The following is an 18,760-nucleotide window of genomic DNA, read 5'->3' on the forward strand; positions in this document are numbered from 1 at the left end:
GGCTTCGCGCGAAAAACAAAACCGAAAATCTGTTCAGATCACGCCTTTTTTCAAAATAATATTTCCGTAGAGCGCTTCTTCGCCGGTCATCACGACGGCATAGGCACTTTTGGCGCGTTCGTAAAAGGCGAAGCGTTCTTCGAACGCCAGCGTGGCCGAGGCGTCATGGCGGGCGACGATCTCGCGATACGTGTCCCAGACGGTCGGTACGACCGGATCGCCGGGCACGACGCTCATGAGCGCGGCCTGATGTTCGGCGTACGGGTCGAGCGGCAGCAGTTCCAGGATCGCGTCCAGCAGAGGCGGGATACCGAGGCCGTCGCAGCGGATCACGTTCGGATGCAGCGAGTGGCCGGGGAAGTTGGCGTCTGCCAGAACGATCTCGTCGCCGTGACCCATTTTCATCAAGGCATGCACCAAGTCGGGAGACAGGATTTTGGGAATCTTTTTTAACATGTAGGCAACTCTCCTGTTCTAAAATCCATAAAATGAACGCAGCGCGACCAACTCGTCGATGCGATGCTTGGGCAGTTCGCGTTCGCCGTCGATCATGCGCGTCAGGAAAGTCAGTTTGGCGGTGTATTCGAGACGCTCCATGTTCATGTAGGCGTCCATCACGCTTTTGCCCCAAGTGAGCGCGCCGTGGCTTTCGAGCAGGACGGCCGTTTTTTTGCCGAGAAAAGGCATGATCGAATCCGGAATTTCTTCGGTGGACGGAGTGCCGTATACGGCCAGCGGAATATCGCCCATCGCGATGACGGATTCCGGCATCATCATTTTGTCGAGCGCTTCGCCTTTGATCGCGAAAGCGGTAGCGTAAGGCGGGTGGGCATGCACGACGCCTTTCATCTCGGGCAGTTCGCGGTAAACGCGCAGGTGCATTTTGACCTCGGTGGACGGGCGGTAGCCTTCGGATGCTTCGACGATCTCGCCGTCCAGATTGACCTTTACCAGCATATGCGGCTCCAGATAGCCTTTGCTGACGCCGGTCGGGGAAGCCAGAATTTCGCTGTCGGACAGGCGGGCGGAAATATTGCCGTCATTGGCGGCGATGAAGTCTTTATTGAACAGATTGCGGCCGATATCGCAAATTTGCAGGCGCAGCAGGCGCTCGCGTTCGGCGGGATCGACAACGGTGTAAGGATCGGTCATGGGTTGATTCTCCTTTTCGATTGGATCAGGTCGGGTCGAGCGGAAGTTGGAAATTTGCTTATTTCGTCAACAATTTATACAAAAAAAGACCGGAAGTCGCAAAAAGTAAGCGTTTGGTCAACAATTTCAGCAGAAAGCTCGCGTAAATGGATGAAACGAGCAAATTTGTTGAAAAAGCCATGATTTAAGCGAAAAGGTGTGCGTATGGGCAGCATTTGTTAAAGAGGCGTAGTTTGCTGCTTCAGGATATGATCCGAATTTGATGGTTAATGGTCTTAGGATTGCAACGACGCTAAAATTGTGGATTTTGATTTTAGCGCTCGTGTTCAGTTCGTACGTGAGTGCGGTTCGAAGCGTTCAAGCGTAAACGAACGCTCGATGATGTCCGCCCGGCGGGCGAAGTCCAGCTCGCCCAATGCGGCGAGTTGGATCAGCGCGCTGCCTGCCGCGCTGGCTTCTACAGGGCCGGAGATAACGCTGCGGCCGGTGCGCTGTGCCGTCAGGCGGCAGAGCAGCGCGTTGCGGCTGCCGCCTCCGACGAGATGGACCGCGGCGATGGCGCGGCCGGAGACGACTTCCAGTTCGTCGATCGACCGGCCGTAAGCATCGGCGAGGCTTTCCAGCACGAGGCGCGCGATTTCGCCGGGACTATCGGGAACCGGCTGCCCGGTATCCCGGCAGTACTGCCGGACTCTCTCCGGCATATCGCCCGGAGCGGAAAAGCGCGGATCGTTCGGATCGATCCACGAATCCGCAGGCCCTGCGGCTTCTGCCAGCGATACGAGGTCCGTGTGGCTGAAGTTCTCGCCTTCCGCGTTCCAATGCTTGCGGCATTCCTGAAGCAACCACAAGCCCGTTATATTTTTGAGCAGCCGATTGCCGCCGCCGTAACAAGCTTCATTGGTAAATCCGCGTTCGAAAGCCGCCTCGCTCACGACGGGGCGCGAAGTCTCGATACCCGCAATCGACCAGGTGCCGCAACTGATAAATGCGGCGCTCTCAGAATTTCGTTCCGATTCTGCAGAAAGACTAGCTTTGTACGGCACCGAGGCCACTGCCGAAGCGGTATCGTGCGATGCCCCGGCTATGACGCGCATCGGTCCGCAGCGCAGCTCGGCTTGCAGATCCGGTCGAAGCTCGCCGAGTACGGTTCCGGCCGGAACGATCGGGACGATCAGCTCCGATGGAATATCCAGTCTCGTCAACACGTCGGTATCAGCTCCGCTGCCGCCGGCCGTCAACAATCCGCTCGTGCTCCAAATCGTCCGTTCCGAAGCCTTGACCCCGGACAGCTCGTAATGGAACAAGTCCGGCATCATCAGGATGCTTGACGCACGTTCGCGCAGCTCCGGTGCTTCTTGCAGGTCGGAGAACAGTTGATACACGGTGTTGATGACGTCCGGTTGGTTACCCGTCAGCTTGAATTGCTCGACTCGCGGAAGAAGGCGTTCCAGCTCTGCGGCATGCTTGCCCATTCGGGCATCTCGATAATGGTGCGCCTTGCGGAGCAGCGCGCCGTCTTGCCCGATCCATCCGTAATCGACGCCCCAGGTATCGACGCCGATGCCGAGAATCGGTTGATCCTCGGCGGCGAGACGAATGCCGACTTTGATCTCTTTCAGCAGACCTTCGACATCCCAGTACAGGCTGCCGCGTTCCTCGATCGCCATATTGTCGAAACGGTGGATCTCGCGCAGCTCCAAGCGAATGCCGTCGAAGGCGGCGAGCATCACCCGACCCGAGCTTGCGCCCAGATCGACCGCAAGCACTCTTTTAATAGAAGGTTTCTCCGACTCCGCGTATGCACGTGTTTGTTCATCCATAAACGCTACCCTCGATCGGCGATTCAATACAACGGGCCGAAATTCCGGCACGCCGCATAATCCGCCGCTTCCGGGTTTTCCGTGCCGAACAGCGACCAGACGCGCGGACGGAAAACGTCTTTTTCCTCCACGTTGTGCATGCTGACCGGAATCCGCAGGATAGAGGCGAGCGTAATCAGGTCGGCGCCGATATGTCCGTAGCTGATCGCGCCGTGGTTGGCGCCCCAGTTGTTCATCACGTCGTAGACGCTGGCGAACGATCCTTTTCCGGTTAACTTCGGCGCGAACCAGGTCGTCGGCCAAGTCGGATCGGTGCGCTCGTCGAGCGTGCGGTGCACGTCTTCCGGCAGATCGACCGTGTACCCTTCCGCCAACTGAAGCACCGGGCCGAGGCCTTTGACCAGATTCAGGCGGGCCATCGTGACCGGCATGCCGCCGCGCGTCAGATAATCCGTCGAAAAGCCGCCGCCGCGGAAATATTCCTGCGAAGCCGGACGGAACAGCGTTTTTTCGAGCGTGCGCGATACTTCTTCGTCCGTCACGTCCCAGAACGGCTTGATCGCGGGCCGACCGTCGATCTGCTGCTCGCCGGTTCCGTCCAGCGCCGCCGAACCGGAGTTGATCAGATGCAGCAGGCCGCCTTCCGCCGCGCCGTCCAACTTATGTCCGGTCACGCGTTCGACCGCCGCCGGACTCCAGAACGTGCGCACGTCCGCGAAAATCTGCGCCGTGCCGGTCAGCAGATGGTTGAACAGCATGACGACGCCGTTCAGGCTGTCGTTCTCGGTCGCCACGATATAAGGAGCGCGGCGCCCGTTCCAGTCGAACGAGGAATTGAGGATCGTTTCCATGAAGTCGCCGTTCGGGAAATGGTCCGTCCACTGCCGCTGTCCCTGGAACCCGCCCGCGATCGCGAAGTGACCGTTTGCCTCTTCCTCGAAGCCCAGTTCTTTGAGCCGGGGATTGCCGACCATGAGGTCGCGCGCGATCAGCGTCATTTTGACGACGAATTCCCACTGCTTGCCTTGTTCCTCTTCGCCGATGATCAGATGTTCGGGATTGTTGTTGTCGCCGAGCTTGCAGTTTGCTTGGGTCCAGGCCAACGCTTTTGCATACTCGTCCTGGTCGTAAATGCCTTCCTCGATCCGGCGGATAAACTCCGACATGTCCACGTATTCGTTGCGCATGCCTAAGTAGTGCTGGAACAGCGTTTCGTCCACGATCGAGCCCGCGATGCCCATCGAGACGGAGCCCATGGACAGATACGCTTTGCCCCGGATGACGGCGGCGGCGAGAGCGGATTTGGCGAAACGCAGCAGCTTGGTCCGCACGTCCGCCGGAATCTCTTCGCTGCCCGAATCCTGCACGTCTTCGCCGTAGATGCCGAACGCCGGGATGCCTTTTTGCGCGTAAGCCGACAGCACCGCCGCCAGGTAGACCGCGCCCGGACGCTCCGTGCCGTTGAAGCCCCACACCGCGTGCGGAATCGAAGCGTCCATGTCCATCGTTTCCGAGCCGTAACACCAGCAAGGCGTGACCGTGATGGACACGCCGACGTTTTCTCGCTTGAATTTGGCCGCTGCCGCCGAAGCTTCCGCCACGCCGCCGATCGTGCTGTCCGCGATCACGCATTCCACGGGCGAGCCGTCGGGATAACGCAGGTTTTCCCGCAAAAATGCAGCGGTGCGCCGCGCCATGCCCATCGTCTGCTCCTCCAGCGACTCCCGTACTCCTCTGCGTCTTCCGTCGATGGTCGGGCGAATTCCGATCTTGGGATACTGCTTGATAACGGTGGATGACATAACGTTCCTCCTTGGGATTTGGATCAAAGGATAGTTTGATTCAGAGCTTTTCGTCATAAGTATACGCTTACAAAAAAGACGGGAATCACTGCGAAAAAACATCGCAACACAATAGTGCAGGCAGAAAAGCAAACGGCCGCTGTTTTTATTTTCCTCTTCATATTAAAAGCACTCAATATCAAAGTCAACAAATAAACCACATTTTATAGTGTTTTAATTGTGGTTTTGTTGATTTATTTCTTTTGAAACGTTAGATAATTGTGGTTTCTTGGTTTTCGTGATACGGTAAAACCAATTATTCCTTAGGAGCGGATGCAAAATGAGAGCGCAGCAGCGGCGGGAATCGATCATCAACGAGCTGTATCGGAACAAAAAGGTTCAGGTATCGGCGTTGGCGCAGGAGTTCGGCGTATCCGAAGAGACGGTGCGGCGCGATCTGGACAAGTTGGAAAAAGAAGGCGTGGCGCAGAAAAATTACGGCGGCGCGGTGCTGAGCGCTCCGACCAATCGCGACCCTTCCTACGCGAGCCGGCACGATCTCAATTTGGAAGCCAAACGGATCATCGCCGGCTACGCGCTCGATTTGATTCATGACGGGGACAGCATCATGGCCGATACGAGTTCGACGGCTTTCGAGACGCTGCGGATGTCGACCGAACGCCGCGAGAATCTGACGCTGATCACGAACTCCCTCGTTGCGTTGTCCGCATTCCAGCAATCCGGCCATCGTCTGATCGGTACGGGAGGGACGCTGGGGGCGTCGACCAGCTCGTTTGTCGGGCCGGACGCTTCGCGTACGATCGAGCGTTATAACGCCGATGTGGCGCTGCTCGGCTGCAAGGCGTTATCCATGCACGGAGGCATTTGCGATTCGAACGAAGCGGAGAGCGAACTCAAGCTGCTGATGCGCCGTCAGGCGAACAAAACGATATTGCTCGCCGACCATTCGAAGTTCGACCGGCTGGCTTTTATCCGGCTGTTCGACTTCGGCGAGATCGATTTCGTGGTGACGGACCGTCAGCCAGCGGAGGAGTGGGTAGGTTTTTTGCGCAGGCGCGGGGTGACGTTGGTATGCGGGGAAAACAACCTTTGAACATAAGTTCCGTTAAAGACATCAAACAAACGGTTTGTGCGCGTCGGGCGCCGATGTTCTCCGAAAGGGGAATCGGCGCCCGTTTTGCTGTGCCCGTATCGGCGAAAACGGGCGCAAAGCTCGGCGGTATGCGGGCCGCGGGAGACGTTTTCGCATAAGCAGGATTCTTGTCTATTTACGTTCTTCCTTCTTTCCGGCTACACTCGCAGGGAAAACCGCAAACCGAAAAGAAAGGAGCTTTCGATGATAACGCTTACTTATGCGCATTTGGAACAAACGATACGACGCGTCGTCGAGCAAATGAAACATATGCGGGGGTCGCTTGAAGAAACCGCTCCGATCGGCATCATCTCGATGGAAAACTGGGAATGGCCGCAGGGGGTGGGACTGTTCGCGCTGTACGGGCATTACCGGGAAACCGGCGATCCGGCGCTGCTGAACTTTTTGACGGATTGGTTCGACGCGAGAATACGGGAAGGGCTTCCGGCCAAAAACGTCAACACGATGTGTCCGATGCTGACGCTTGCGTACCTGGCGGAAGAAACGGGACGTCCGGATTATCGGGAATTGTGCCGGGAATGGCTGGATTACGCGCTGCAAGACATGCCGAGAACGCAAGAAGGCGGCATTCAGCACGAAGTGAGCGGCAGCGCCAACGAAGGCCAGCTCTGGGACGATACGCTCTACATGACCGTGCTGTTCGTGGCGAAAATGGGCGTGCTGCTTAACGACGAAAGCTGCATGCAGGAAAGCGTGCGTCAGTTTCTCGTGCATCTGAAGTATTTGACGGACCCGGCGACGGGGCTGTTTTTCCACGGCTGGACGTTTCTCGAAGGCGGTCATCATTTCGCGCGGGCGCTGTGGGCGCGCGGCAACTCTTGGTACACGGCGGGACTCGTCGATTACTTGGACATGGCCGAGCAGGCGGACGGCGTGCGTTTGTTCCTGCTTTCGTCGCTGCGCCGCCAGGCGGACAAGCTGCTGGAGCTGCAATCGCCGGAAGGCGCATGGCACACGCTGTTGGACGAAACCGATTCGTACCTTGAGACGTCCGCGACCGCCGCGTTCGCTTACGGCATGCTCAAAGCGTGCCGACGGGGATATTTGGACGCGAACCATCGCGATGCCGCGCTGCGGGCGCTGAATTACGTGCTGTCGCAAATCGACGAAGAGGGGATCGTGCAAGGGGTATCGTACGGAACCGGCATGGGGCGGAGCCTTCGGGAATATCGCGATATTCCGGTCTGCCCGATGCCGTACGGACAGTCGATGGCGCTGCTGCTGCTGGTCGAAGCCGTCAAGCACGGCGCGGAAGCGGAATATCCGAACGCGGGCCGCACGGAAGGAGAACGTACGGATGGATAATCAAGCGCAAGACCGGCCGAACGCGCGCGCCGGAGCGGGCGCGGCCGGCACGCCGCAGAATCCCGCGGGCTCCGAAAGCCGCCCCGATCCGCTCCCGCTTCCCTACGCGCTGGTGCGGGACGGCGCCGCTTTCCACGGCGCGGCCGAGCTGGAGCCCGCGCCCGCGGGCGGCCTCTACATCCGCCGCGTTCCCGCTTCGGTCCGCGCGCGGCTGGGAGCGCGCGGGCGCTTGATTGCGGCCGAGTCCACCGGCTGCGAGCTGCGTTTCGTCACGTCTTCGCCGAACGCGGACGTGACGCTGGCCCTGCCCGCGCAGGACGGCGACGTCGCCGTGTACCGCGGCGGAATGTTCCATTCCGAGCACCGGCTGAAGGCCGGGCACGTCGCCGTGCTGCGTCTGGCCGCGCCGCCCCGGCTGAACGGCGCCGACCCGGCCAGGCTGTCGGCGTCGGGGTTCGCGCCCGACGTCTGGCGCGTCCGCTTCGCCCGCGGCGAGGCCGTGTACTACGGCCTGAACGCTTTCGGCGAAGCGGTGCGGCCGCCGAAGCCGGGCGAGGTGCCGGCGGCGACGCTGCTCGCCTACGGCTCTTCGATCACGCACGGCGGCGAACAAAGCCGCTCGGCGTATATCGGGCAGGCGGCGCGGCGGCTGGGGCTGGACCTGCACAACCTCGGCATGAGCGGCTCGTGCCTGTGCGAGCGCGAGATGATCGACGAAATCGCGGCGCGCAGCGATTGGCACATCCTTTTTCTGGAGTTGGGCGTCAATATGAGAGACGGCACGGACGTCGGCGAATTCCGAAGCCGGGTTCGTTACGCGTTGGAGCGGATCGTCGACCGCCATCCCGACAAGCCTATTTTTCTGACGACGATCTATCCGAACTTCGCCGTGCTGGGCGGCGAGTCGCCGCAAGCGGGCGAGCAGGATCTGAGGTTCAACGAGATTTTGCGTCAGGAGACGCGGCGCATGGATCGCGGCGCGCTGCTGCATCTGTTCGAAGGCGATCGAATTTTGGACGATCCGGGCGGCTTGTCCTGCGATCTGGTGCATCCGTCCGACGACGGTCATTCGGTCATGGGCGCGAATCTGGCTAACTTGATGTGCGGGATTCTCGGTCCGAATTTCGTCCGATAGGAAGCTTCGGAATAGCACGAACCGCATAACGGCGCGGTTTTTGTCTGATAAACACGAAAAATGAATATTGCCGAAGGCGCCAGGGCGGGGTATCGTAGCAGGCATAAACAGTCTTGCGACGCTTCGTTCATGTCAAAATGATAACGCTTACTTCGAAGCGGGAAACACGTTTCGAATCTGTTTCGCCCACCGCAAAAGGAGGTCTCGATATGAAAGCCAATCCCGCGAAAAACGTCCGGCTGGGAGAGCGGACAGCGTCTTCGGGCGGAGAACGACGCTTCTGGCACACCCAACGCTTCAAAACCAATAGGCCGCTGTGGCTCATGTTTTTGCCGGTCGTCGCGTTTTATCTCGTTTTCAAGTACGCCCCTATGGCCGGGCTCGTGATCGCCTTCAAAAACTATACGTTTTACGAAGGCGTCTGGGGCAGCCAATGGGTCGGGTTCGACAATTTTCAAATGTTGTTCACCCAAGCGCAGTCGCTGCAAATCATCCGCAATACGCTGCTGCTGAGCGTGCTGAGCGTCGTGATCGGATTTCCTTTCCCGATCATGCTCGCGATCATGCTGAACGAAGTGCGGCGCAAATGGTTCCAAAAAACGGTGCAAACGCTCGTTTATCTGCCGCACTTTTTCTCCTGGGTCATCGTCGGCGGGCTCGTGGTCACGATCTTCGCCCAATCCGGCCTCGTCAACGCGATGCTGGAGCGGCTGACCGGGCAGCCGTTCGCTTTTTTGTTCAACGAAGGTTCGTGGGTCGCCATTTTCCTCGGATCGGGCATCTGGAAAGACGCCGGCTTCAGCGCGATCATCTATCTGGCCGCGCTCACTTCGATCGATCCGAGCCTGTACGAAGCGGCATCGATGGACGGAGCGGGAAAGTGGAAGCAGATCCGCCATATCACGCTTCCCGGTATCGCGCCGACGATCGTCATCATGCTGATTCTGGCGATGGGCCGGGTCATGGAGGTCGGATTCGACCAAGTGTACGTGCTTCAGAATTCGATCGTGTCCGGCATTTCCGAAGTCATCAGTACTTACATTTACGCGATCGGGCTGCAGGGCGGGCAGTTCAGCCTGACGGCGGCGCTCGGACTGTTCGAATCGCTGGTGGCGTTCGTGCTCGTGCTGCTGACCAACGCCGTCGCCCGCCGTTTCGGCAAAGGACTCTGGTGAAACGCCATCCCCGGAAGGAGAAATTCTTATGCGATCCACAAAAGGAGAACGCACGTTTTACCTGTTCAATTATGTGTTGTTGACGCTGGCCGGTATCTTGTGCCTGCTGCCGCTGCTGCATCTGGCGTCGCTGTCGCTGAGCGGCAAAAACGCCGTCCTGTCGGGCTTCGTCTCGTTATGGCCGCAGGAAATCACGTTCGAGTCGTACCAGTTGCTGTTCGAAGGAACGCCCATTTTGCGCTCGCTGGGCAACAGCATGCTGATTACCGTCGTCGGCGTGGCGCTGAGCATGATCGTGACGATCTGCGCTGCTTACCCGCTGGCCCGCCGCGAATTTTACGGACGCCGCTGGATCTCGCTCGCGATCGTGTTCACCATGCTGTTCACGGGCGGCCTGATCCCGACGTATCTCGTGGTCAGCTCGCTCGGGCTGGTCAACAATTACGGCTCGCTGTGGCTGCCCGCGCTCGTCAGTACTTACAACATGCTGATCATGCGCTCCTTTTTCGAAAATATCCCCGAGGAACTGGTCGAAGCCGCGCGCATCGACGGTTCCGGCGAATGGCGGCTTCTGCTGCGCATCGTGCTGCCGTTGTCGCTGCCGGTGCTCGCCACGATCGGACTTTTTTACGCGGTGTATTACTGGAACTCGTTTTTCAACGTGATGATCTATATCAACAGTCCCGAAAAGCTCAATCTCACCGTGCTGATCCAGCAGATGGTGCGCAGCCAGTCGGTGCTTCAAGAGATCAACGCGATGGATACCCAGCAGGTCAGCAATATCACTCCGGAAGGGATCAAAGCCGCGGGCATCATGGTCATGATCCTGCCGATGCTGGTCGTCTATCCGCTGCTGCAAAAATATTTCGTGAAAGGGGTGACGCTGGGCGCGATCAAAGGCTGACAAGCAGCAAAAGAAGCAAACCCGATCGTTTTCGATCTTACGCATATTCATATTCCGAAAGGGGTTATCCCGCATGACGAGAAAAAGACTGTCCGCCGCCGTTTCCGCACGCAAAGCCAAACAGGCCGTATACGCCGCCCTGACCGTGACGTTCGCCCTCGCCGCCGCTGGCTGCAGCGGGGGATCGACAAACGCCGAAGGCGAAGGCGGCGCGTCGGCCGACAAGCGCGGCTCGATCACCGTTTCGTTGTACGACCGCGGCACGGTGCCTTCGTCCGAAGGAACGATGGACAACAACCGGTGGACGAAGTGGGTGAACGAAAACGGACCCGTCGACGTGAAGTACGTCAGCGTGCCGCGCTTCGAATCGCTGCAAAAGTTCAACGTACTGTTCGCTTCGCGCCAAGCGCCCGACCTGATTTTCGAATACGATACCGCTTATCAGGGCCAGCTTTACAATCAAAAACAACTGATGCCGCTGGACGACCTGATCGCGCAACACAGCACCGAATACAAAGTGATGCTGGAGAAATATCCGGCGCTGCAAAAAGCGGGCATGATGGAAGACGGCAAAACGTATCTGGTCGGCCGCGCGATGGCGCTGACGCCGCATCATTATCTGCTAATTCGCAAAGATTGGCTGGACAAGCTGGGCCTGGACGTGCCGAAAACGCCGGAAGAGTTCCTCGCCGTCGCCGAAGCGTTCACTCAAAAAGACCCGGACGGCGACGGCCAAAACAATACGGAAGGCACGGGACTCAGCTTCGTGGCCGGCATCATTTTGAATAACATGTACGGCACGGGCTTCACGCTGTTCGGCGAAGACCAGATTCCGTGGGTTCTGGAGAACGGTCAGGTGGTGCACGATTGGGACCGGATCCGGGCTTCGATCGCGTTCCAGCAGAAGCTGTACGACGCGGGCGCGGTCGACAAAGATTTCGTGACCGACAAAAACGGAGAAAAGCAAAAGCAGATGTGGACCTCCGGCAAACTCGGCATCACCGGCAGCAACGGCGCGGACGTCGGTTCGTACGAAGCCCTCAAGCAAAACGTGCCGGACGCCGAAGTGATCGCGATGGCGCTTCCGACGACGGAATTCGGCAGCTACAGCCCGACGCTCAGCAGCCCCGTGCAGATGACGGGCATGGTGAACGCTTCGGCCAAAGACCCGGAATCGGTCATGAAAATGATCGACTTCATGGTCGGCGAGAAGTATACGGAAACGATCCAAAACGGCATCGAAGGCGTGCATTACGAAAAAACCGAAGACGGACGCGCCAAAGCGATCGATCCCGAGAAAAACAAAACGGAGCTCGAATACAACCGCGACATGAGCATGCTCACCCCGCTGCTGGGCAAAAATTACGGCCTCAAAAATAAAGTCGATCCGACGCCGGCCGAGCAGGATTACATCAAAATCTACGACGAAGCGGTGGAAGCGTACATGGACCCTTCCCGACCGATGGTCGGCATCACCCAGCGCGCGTACCTGCCGCTGCTGCCGCAAAACCTGACGACGATCAATACAAACGCGAACAAAACGATTCTCGACATGGCGATGCAGACCATCGTCGGCGGAGGCGGCGAAGCGGCGGTCGACAAGTTTATCGGGGACGCGAAAAACGTATGGGACAAAGCGGGCGGCGCCCAGGTCGACGAATTTTACGCGAAATGGTACGTCGAGAACAAAGACGACGCCATCTTAATGGAAGACATCTACGAGATGGGCAAGCAGATGAAGCAGGAGGAATAAGCGGCGCGAAAAGGAGGGAACGTGTTGAAAACCCGAACATGGACGACCGACGTCATGAGCCGGATGTACGCCGAGGCGTCGGAAGGCATCGTGATCGAGAACGGGCTGATCCGCTACGATCGGCCGGGCCATACGCGCCAAGTCGCGCATCTGAAGCATTGTCACGAAGGACGGGTATCGGCCGGTTATTACGCGCTGGGCCGGCTGCTAGATGTTTCCGAACCCGGCGAGGGGGCTCGGACGCTGCAAGCGCTGGCGGAGCTTCAGATCCGGAATTCGGCGGACGATCGGTACGGCGCGTTCCGCTGGTACGCGGAAGAACGCGAAGTGCAGGATTCGAATGCGGCCTTTTTTATCCTGATGCCGTTGGTGTCGCTTCGGCTCAAAGCGCCGGAAGCCGTTCCGGCCGAGCATGCCGCGATCATGGACGGGATGCTGCGCCGGGCGGCATTCTGGTTCGAGCGCGAATGCCGCGAACCGGAGTTGTTCTATCCCAACAAAACGATGAGCGACGGCGCGATGCTGCTCGCGATCTCGCATCTGCTCGGCGACGCCGAGCGCCTGGACAGCGCCGCTGATTATTTCGACCGCTGGGAATCGTACACGTCGCGCCGGGGGTGGGGCTGGGGGGAAAACCTGAGCCTGGTGTATCAAGGGGTCATGCTGAACGCTTTGGAGATCGCGGAGCCGCTGCTGCGCGGCGTTCGGCCGAAGCTGGCGGAGCGGCTGGCGCGGCAGCGGCGGTCGCTGCTCGACATCCTGCGGTTCCACGACGGCACGGAATTGGTGCCTACGATCCGCAGCTACAATTTCGGCGGCGAGTTGCGGCGGCCGAGCTTGGCCTGGATGATCGCGGGGGTGACGGGTACGAACCTTTCTTCGGAAGCTTCGTTTCACGTCAATGATCTGTCGACGCTGCTGCTGTTCGATTCGGCGTTCGAGGGCGAAGCGCGGAGTCCGCAAGGCAGGCATGACGGAGAGGACCGGAAAAACGGGCAAGCCGGACGCGCAATGTCCGCCGGCGTTCCCCGCATCCGCGAAGAACGTGTTTTCGACGACGCATTCGCTTACAGCTGGATCGGCCGCCGGACTCGGCTGGGCAGCCTGAATCGTTTTCCCGTCATTCCGGGAAGCTACCAGCACGAGGCATGGGGGCTCGGCTGGCAAAGCTTTCCGTTGTCGGCGGCCGCCGAAGGCGGGCAGGTATCGTACGCCCGCTGGTCGGTCGACGACGGGGAGACGGTCCGCACGCATCCGGCGGAAAGTTACAAAACGGCTTACCTGATGCCGGCGCTGTTCAGGGATTCCCCGTATCCCGGGGTGCGGACGTTCGCCGCGCAGAGGGAACATGCGCTGCTCGCGCTGAGGGTACTGGACAACGTGCGGCAGCCGGCGGCGGAGATCGCCGACGAATGGGTCGTGCCCGGCTTCGCGGGCGAAGCGGCGGAGCTGCCGGGCGTGGACGGTCGGCGATGGCATGTGCTGCGTTACGCCGGGGCGGCGATCGCGATATCGCCGCTGCAAAGCCTGACGTTCGGCTTAAGTCCGGAAGCCGCCGGAGCCTATCCGGACGCAAAGATGGACGAAGTCCGAAAGATCGGCACGCGCGGCGACGGGGAAAGCGGCGGGGTTTCGCTGAAGGAACTGAAGCATCGCCCCGGCGTGTTGATCGCCGAGCGCGACGAAGCGCGGCTGAAGCTGCGCCAGATCCTGCATGTCGGGGAACCGGGCCTGCTGCTAACCCCCCGGCTGCAAGCCGGCTGGGCCGTGATATGCCTGGACGATGCGAACGACGAAGGCGCGATCCGCGATCGGTTGTCGAGGATCGTCATCGAAGATGCCGTGCTGGACGACCGCGAAGTACCGCGGGAGCCGCACGAACGGATCCGGTGCGTTAGGCTGTTGGAAAACGGGCGCGAGCAGGTGCGTCTGGAGCTGGACCCGCACCGGCCGAAAGTTACTTAAACGACTGCCGGTTCATTCTTGTCCGACCGAATCAAGAACGAAGACGTTTGCCTCATTCTGCCATTCAATCCCGCCTGTGCGCGGCAAGGAGATGAATCATGGACGGAAAAGTCTGGAAACGGTTAAATGTATGCGTTATCATTGCGGTGTTAACGGCAGGAGCGACGTGGGGAGGAAGCGGAAACGCGAACGCGGCTGCGGGCGGCGCATCGTCGTCCGCCGATTCGGGCGTACCGGAGCAACAATCTCTTCCGGCTCCGTCTTCAACCGAAGACGTTTTGCCGGGCAATACGCCTTCGGTCCCGGCAAACGGGACGCCTTCCGAAGAACCGCTGCCGTCCGGTCAGAAGCCTGACGCTCCGGCTGCCGAAAACGAATCCCCGTCGCCGGACGAAGAAGCGGAGATCCCGGCCGACGCAGAGGCTTCCGGATCGATTGCGGAAAAGCCGTCCTCGCTTTCCGCTTTATCGTCGGCCGCCGTGGTCGCCGACGATTTCGAAGCCGGTACCGTCGGTTCGCCGCCTGCCGGTTGGACGATCGGCACGCCGCCCGCGGGCGTGACGGCCAAGATCGCGCAGTTGGCCGAACGCGGAGGCAAGGTGCTGCGGATTGAGCAGGCCGCTCCGGTCGCGAGCGGCCATAACTTCCGGCGCAGCGCGGCGATCTCGACGAGTCGAAGCTCGCTGTCTTACAGTTTCAGCGTCGATCAGACGAACGCCGTCGTGTATCTGCCGACGCCCGCCGCCGCGGGACAAGCCGGCTCGATGGTCCAATTCGCCGTTTACGGCGGGGAGATCAGCTACATGAAGCAGGGCGTTTCCGGCTGGACCAAGCTGATGCCGGTAACGGCCGGCACGTGGTACGACGTGCGGCTTGCCATGAACAGCACGGCGAACACGTTCGATCTGGAAGTCGACGGCCGCCGCCTACTGACCAAGGAGCCGATGAAGATCGCCGGTCCGATGGCGAGCTTTTACCTCGGGGTGTACCGCGAAAACGCAGGCTCGGTCAGCTTCGACGATTTCGAAGCGGCCGATTACGCGGCGGCCGAAGCCGCAGCTTTCGCCCAAAGCCAATACGATCTGGCGACGGGCCGGACGCTCGACCTGGCGCTGAATTTCTCGCCCGCCGGTACCACGGACCGCAACGCGACGTTTTCGACCGGCGACGCGTCGGTCGCGACGGTCGACGCCAACGGCCGGGTGACGGGTATCGCGCCCGGAACGACGGTCATTTCCGCGCAGCCGGACGAAGACGTCCCGGCTGCGCAAACGACGGTGGTCGTTGCCGATATTCCGGCGACCGGCATCGTGATCGAACCGCTTGACGGACCGGTTCCGGTCGGCTCCCGCGTACTGACGGCCGCGACGATCCAGCCGGAAGACACGACGGAAGCCGAGCTTTCCTGGACTTCGTCGAACGCAGCGGTCGCGACCGTCGACCGTTACGGCGAAGTGACGGGCGTGTCGCCCGGACAGGCGACGATCACGGCCGCTTCGGCGAACGGTACGGCCGAAGGAACGGTCTCCGTCACGGTGACCGCCCGCACGGTCATGACGTATCTGTTCGTCTCGCCGGAGGGCAGCGACGGCGGCGACGGCAGTCAGGCGTCGCCGTTCGCGACGATCGAACGCGCTCAGCAGGAAGTGCGGTCGCTCAACAACGGCATGACGGGCGATATCGTGGTCAATCTCGGGGCGGGCACGTATACGCTGGAAAACACGCTGAGCTTTACGCCGGAAGATTCCGGCAGCGGCGGGCATTTCGTGATATACCGCGGCGCGGGCGGCGAAGAAACCGTCATCAGCGGCGGCCGCGAAATTTCCGGCTGGACGGAAACGCAGCCGGGCAGCGGCATCTACCGCGCGGATACGGCCGCCGGATTGGAAACGCGCCAACTGTTCGTGAACGGCGTGCGGGCGGTTCGGGCGCGCAGCGAAGGCGTGGATCGTCCGAACAAGACGGATGCCGGTTATACGTCGCGAGATACGCAGATCGCGTCGTGGAGCGACGCGGACGAGCTGGAATTCGTGTTTGAAGACGTCTGGACCCATTCGCGGGTCCGGGTGCAGTCGGTCGCGCAGTCGAACGGCCTCGCTAACTTCACCCTGCGCGATCCCGGCTGGACGAACGTCAAAGACCGCGGTCAGACGTCGGCCACGCTTCCGGTCTACTACGAGAACGCGTTGGAACTGCTCGACCAACCGGGCGAGTGGTATCACGACCGCGAAGCGAACGCGATGTACTACATGCCGCGTCAGGGGGAAGACCTGAGTGCGGCGGAGGTGATCGCGCCGGAACTGGAACAGCTCGTGACGGTGAAGGGACAATCCGCCGACCTGCCGGTCCGCAACCTGAATTTCGAAAACGTGGCGTTCATGTATACGACCTGGATGCGTCCGAGCACCGACGCCGGACACTCCGACGCGCAAAATAACCATCTGCGTTACAAAGGCACGCCGGACGAGCTGACGCCGGCCGCGGTCGAGGTGGAGCTGGCGAACACGGTCAACTTCGCCGGATCCACGTTCGCCAAGCTCGGCATCACCGGGCTGCGGCTGCAAAACGGCGTGCAAAACAGCCTGATCGAAGGCAACCGCTTTTACGACCTGTCGGGCGGGGCAGTCAACGTCGGCCAGCCGAATTCGTCGGACCGCAGCGTGTTCAATCCCGACGATCATCGGCTGAGCATGAAAAACGACGATGTCCTCAACAATGTGATCCACGATATCGGCGTCGATTACAAATCGGCGGCGGCGGTGTCGGCCGGTTATCCGCTCGATATGGAGATCAGCCACAACGAAATGTACAATCTGCCTTACAGCGGCGTGCATATGGGATACGGCTGGGCCAAAGACTTCGATCCGGTCACGCAAAACGTCAAGATCGAAAGCAACCTGATCTACGACCTGATGGGCATGGGACTGCGCGACGGCGGCGCGATTTACACGCTGGGCACGACCGGAGCGACCACGGCCGACAAAAATCTGGTGCGCGGCAATTATATCCGCAACCAGCTCGACGCCAACGCCGCGCTGTATACCGACGAAGGCTCGGCGTACTGGAAATTCGACGGCAACGTGATCGACCTGAAAGACTCGCCGCCGTGGACGTCCCCGATGCGCTGGGCGATGGCGTACGTGCCGTCGATCCACGACGTGGACTACGTGAACAACTACACGACGACGAGCACGTACACCAACAACGGCACAGGCGTGGTGTTCCAGAACAATACGGTCGTTCCGGACGCGAACTGGCCGCAGGCCGCGCAGGCGATCATCGCCGAAGCGGGCTTGGAAAACGCTTACGCTTCGTTGAACGATCAAGAAATCGGACGTTGGAACGCCGACGCCCTAGAACTTGATCCGGGCGACAGCGCGACGTTGACGCCGATCAAGCGCGGCGGCAAAGGCGAGGCGCTAAGCGGCATCAACGCAGAAATCCGTTACCGCAGCCTCGATCCTTCGGTCGCGACCGTGGACGCGCAAGGCGAGGTGACGGGCATCGCGCAAGGCACGGCGACCGTCCGGATTCAAATCCTCGAAGGAAGCGTGCTAAGGCTGCTGGACGTCGAGGTCCAGGTAGGCGACGAGTGGGTCGGAATCGAGCTGAAAGGTCAGCCGGGTCGTATCGCGAACGTGCGCGACGGCTCGTCGCTTCAACTTGAACCGTACGGTTTGACCATGTTCGGCGACCGGGAAACGGCCGGTTCGGTGACGTACGACGGTTCGGACGATTCGATCTTCACCGTGGACGCTTCGGGCAAGCTGACCGCGCATGCCGTCGGAACGGCGACCCTCACGCTGACGGGCGACGACCCGGAAGGCAATCCGATCGCCGCCGATTACGAAATCCGCGTCTGGAACGCGCAAAGCGCCGATCCGGTATCGCTGCAATCGGCGATCGAAGATCCGGCAGGCTGGTACGTCAACACGCCGTCGAACGGATTGAGCGAGCTGGAAAACGGCGTTCTCGCGCTGCGCGCCCCGGCCGGATACATGGCATACGCGGAGCGCAAATTCCAGAACGAAAAGCTGCTGTTCGACCTGAAGATCGACGACGCGGCGGATTCGGCCAATTGGTACGCGATGATGCTGGGCAGCCAGGACATCTCGCAAAATTACAACCTCGGCACGATGTACCTGGCGATCATGAACCACGACAAGATCGAGCTGCACCGTTTCAATAAAGGCAAACGCACCATTCTGTACGGCACGGTCAGCCAAAATCCCGACGTTCCGGGTCCGGCGGGCTTCGGCGTTCCGAACACCATGCTGACGTTCGGACAGAAGCACGAGATCGAAACGGGGCTGTTCCGAGAAAGCGGCGGCGTCCGCATCATTCTCAAGTCGGACGGTCAGGAAGTGTTCAACTATCTGGATACGTCGACGGAAGCGATCGGCGACGCGGGGCATCTGGGCTTCATTTCCCGTCAGCGGATCACCGAATTGTCGCAATAAACTCAAAAGTCCGGCGAGCGGCGCAGCGGGATTTCCCTGCGCCGCTTCGTCGGCGAACGCGCAGGGAGCGGGGCGAGGAAAAGAAATCCGGATCAAACGGCGTCCGGCTTGAACCTGAACAAACGGCTTTTCG

Annotated in this window: 12 protein-coding genes; 8 read left to right on the plus strand and 4 right to left on the minus strand. The window is 60.1% G+C overall.

Annotated features, from left to right (window positions below):
* Nucleotides 1–33: 33 nt before the first annotated feature.
* The 4 genes from fucU to HRQ63_RS22180 all read right to left on the minus strand — a co-directional run bounded on the left by fucU (nucleotide 34) and on the right by HRQ63_RS22180 (nucleotide 4,777).
* Complete coding sequence (gene fucU, locus HRQ63_RS22165; protein ID WP_172247341.1) at nucleotides 34–456, minus strand: L-fucose mutarotase; 423 nt, start codon at nucleotides 454–456, stop codon at nucleotides 34–36.
* Between the two features lie 18 nt (nucleotides 457–474).
* Nucleotides 475–1,152 carry a class II aldolase/adducin family protein gene (locus tag HRQ63_RS22170; protein WP_172247342.1) on the minus strand — a complete coding sequence of 226 codons (678 nt, stop codon included), beginning with the start codon at nucleotides 1,150–1,152 and terminating at the stop codon, nucleotides 475–477.
* Nucleotides 1,153–1,478: 326 nt separating this feature from the next.
* The gene (locus tag HRQ63_RS22175) at nucleotides 1,479–2,975 is read right to left on the minus strand and encodes a rhamnulokinase (RefSeq protein WP_172247343.1); all 1,497 of its coding nucleotides are present in this window, start codon (nucleotides 2,973–2,975) and stop codon (nucleotides 1,479–1,481) included.
* A 23-nt stretch (nucleotides 2,976–2,998) separates the two neighbouring features.
* A complete protein-coding gene (locus HRQ63_RS22180) occupies nucleotides 2,999–4,777 on the minus strand; it encodes an L-fucose isomerase (RefSeq protein WP_172247344.1) in 1,779 nt (592 codons plus the stop codon).
* A gap of 319 nt (nucleotides 4,778–5,096) precedes the next feature.
* Here HRQ63_RS22180 and HRQ63_RS22185 point away from each other — a divergent pair, with 319 nt between their 5' ends.
* The 8 genes from HRQ63_RS22185 to HRQ63_RS22220 all read left to right on the plus strand — a co-directional run bounded on the left by HRQ63_RS22185 (nucleotide 5,097) and on the right by HRQ63_RS22220 (nucleotide 18,627).
* The gene (locus HRQ63_RS22185; RefSeq protein WP_172247345.1) at nucleotides 5,097–5,870 is read left to right on the plus strand and encodes a DeoR/GlpR family DNA-binding transcription regulator; all 774 of its coding nucleotides are present in this window, start codon (nucleotides 5,097–5,099) and stop codon (nucleotides 5,868–5,870) included.
* Nucleotides 5,871–6,113: 243 nt separating this feature from the next.
* Nucleotides 6,114–7,235: a beta-galactosidase BglB gene (bglB, locus tag HRQ63_RS22190; RefSeq protein WP_172247346.1), complete on the plus strand. Its 1,122-nt coding sequence runs from the start codon at nucleotides 6,114–6,116 to the stop codon at nucleotides 7,233–7,235.
* The gene (locus HRQ63_RS22195) at nucleotides 7,228–8,370 is read left to right on the plus strand and encodes a GDSL-type esterase/lipase family protein (protein WP_172247347.1); all 1,143 of its coding nucleotides are present in this window, start codon (nucleotides 7,228–7,230) and stop codon (nucleotides 8,368–8,370) included. The genes bglB and HRQ63_RS22195 overlap by 8 nt, the downstream gene beginning before the upstream one ends.
* 209 nt (nucleotides 8,371–8,579) lie before the next feature.
* Nucleotides 8,580–9,545 (plus strand): ABC transporter permease, encoded by a 966-nt coding sequence (locus HRQ63_RS22200; protein ID WP_172247348.1) that lies wholly within the window; start codon nucleotides 8,580–8,582, stop codon nucleotides 9,543–9,545.
* A gap of 28 nt (nucleotides 9,546–9,573) precedes the next feature.
* Entirely contained in the window at nucleotides 9,574–10,449 is an 876-nt protein-coding gene (locus HRQ63_RS22205; RefSeq protein ID WP_172247349.1) for a carbohydrate ABC transporter permease, read from the plus strand.
* Between the two features lie 73 nt (nucleotides 10,450–10,522).
* Nucleotides 10,523–12,202, plus strand: a complete 1,680-nt coding sequence (locus HRQ63_RS22210) for an extracellular solute-binding protein (protein ID WP_172247350.1) — start codon at nucleotides 10,523–10,525, stop codon at nucleotides 12,200–12,202.
* Nucleotides 12,203–12,226: 24 nt separating this feature from the next.
* Nucleotides 12,227–14,167 (plus strand): hypothetical protein, encoded by a 1,941-nt coding sequence (locus HRQ63_RS22215; protein ID WP_172247351.1) that lies wholly within the window; start codon nucleotides 12,227–12,229, stop codon nucleotides 14,165–14,167.
* Nucleotides 14,168–14,265: 98 nt separating this feature from the next.
* The gene (locus tag HRQ63_RS22220) at nucleotides 14,266–18,627 is read left to right on the plus strand and encodes an Ig-like domain-containing protein (protein WP_172247352.1); all 4,362 of its coding nucleotides are present in this window, start codon (nucleotides 14,266–14,268) and stop codon (nucleotides 18,625–18,627) included.
* Nucleotides 18,628–18,760 lie beyond the last annotated feature (133 nt).

This window comes from Saccharibacillus endophyticus (assembly GCF_013185185.1).
GTDB classification, from domain to species: domain Bacteria; phylum Bacillota; class Bacilli; order Paenibacillales; family Paenibacillaceae; genus Saccharibacillus; species Saccharibacillus endophyticus.

What these genes read in the sequence shown, in the direction of transcription:
- fucU (WP_172247341.1), bottom strand. Translation starts at nt 456, where the DNA reads ATGTTAAAAAAGATTCCCAAAATCCTGTCTCCCGACTTGGTGCATGCC.
- HRQ63_RS22170 (WP_172247342.1), bottom strand. Translation starts at nt 1,152, where the DNA reads ATGACCGATCCTTACACCGTTGTCGATCCCGCCGAACGCGAGCGCCTG.
- HRQ63_RS22175 (WP_172247343.1), bottom strand. Translation starts at nt 2,975, where the DNA reads ATGGATGAACAAACACGTGCATACGCGGAGTCGGAGAAACCTTCTATT.
- HRQ63_RS22180 (WP_172247344.1), bottom strand. Translation starts at nt 4,777, where the DNA reads ATGTCATCCACCGTTATCAAGCAGTATCCCAAGATCGGAATTCGCCCG.
- HRQ63_RS22185 (WP_172247345.1), top strand. Translation starts at nt 5,097, where the DNA reads ATGAGAGCGCAGCAGCGGCGGGAATCGATCATCAACGAGCTGTATCGG.
- bglB (WP_172247346.1), top strand. Translation starts at nt 6,114, where the DNA reads ATGATAACGCTTACTTATGCGCATTTGGAACAAACGATACGACGCGTC.
- HRQ63_RS22195 (WP_172247347.1), top strand. Translation starts at nt 7,228, where the DNA reads ATGGATAATCAAGCGCAAGACCGGCCGAACGCGCGCGCCGGAGCGGGC.
- HRQ63_RS22200 (WP_172247348.1), top strand. Translation starts at nt 8,580, where the DNA reads ATGAAAGCCAATCCCGCGAAAAACGTCCGGCTGGGAGAGCGGACAGCG.
- HRQ63_RS22205 (WP_172247349.1), top strand. Translation starts at nt 9,574, where the DNA reads ATGCGATCCACAAAAGGAGAACGCACGTTTTACCTGTTCAATTATGTG.
- HRQ63_RS22210 (WP_172247350.1), top strand. Translation starts at nt 10,523, where the DNA reads ATGACGAGAAAAAGACTGTCCGCCGCCGTTTCCGCACGCAAAGCCAAA.
- HRQ63_RS22220 (WP_172247352.1), top strand. Translation starts at nt 14,266, where the DNA reads ATGGACGGAAAAGTCTGGAAACGGTTAAATGTATGCGTTATCATTGCG.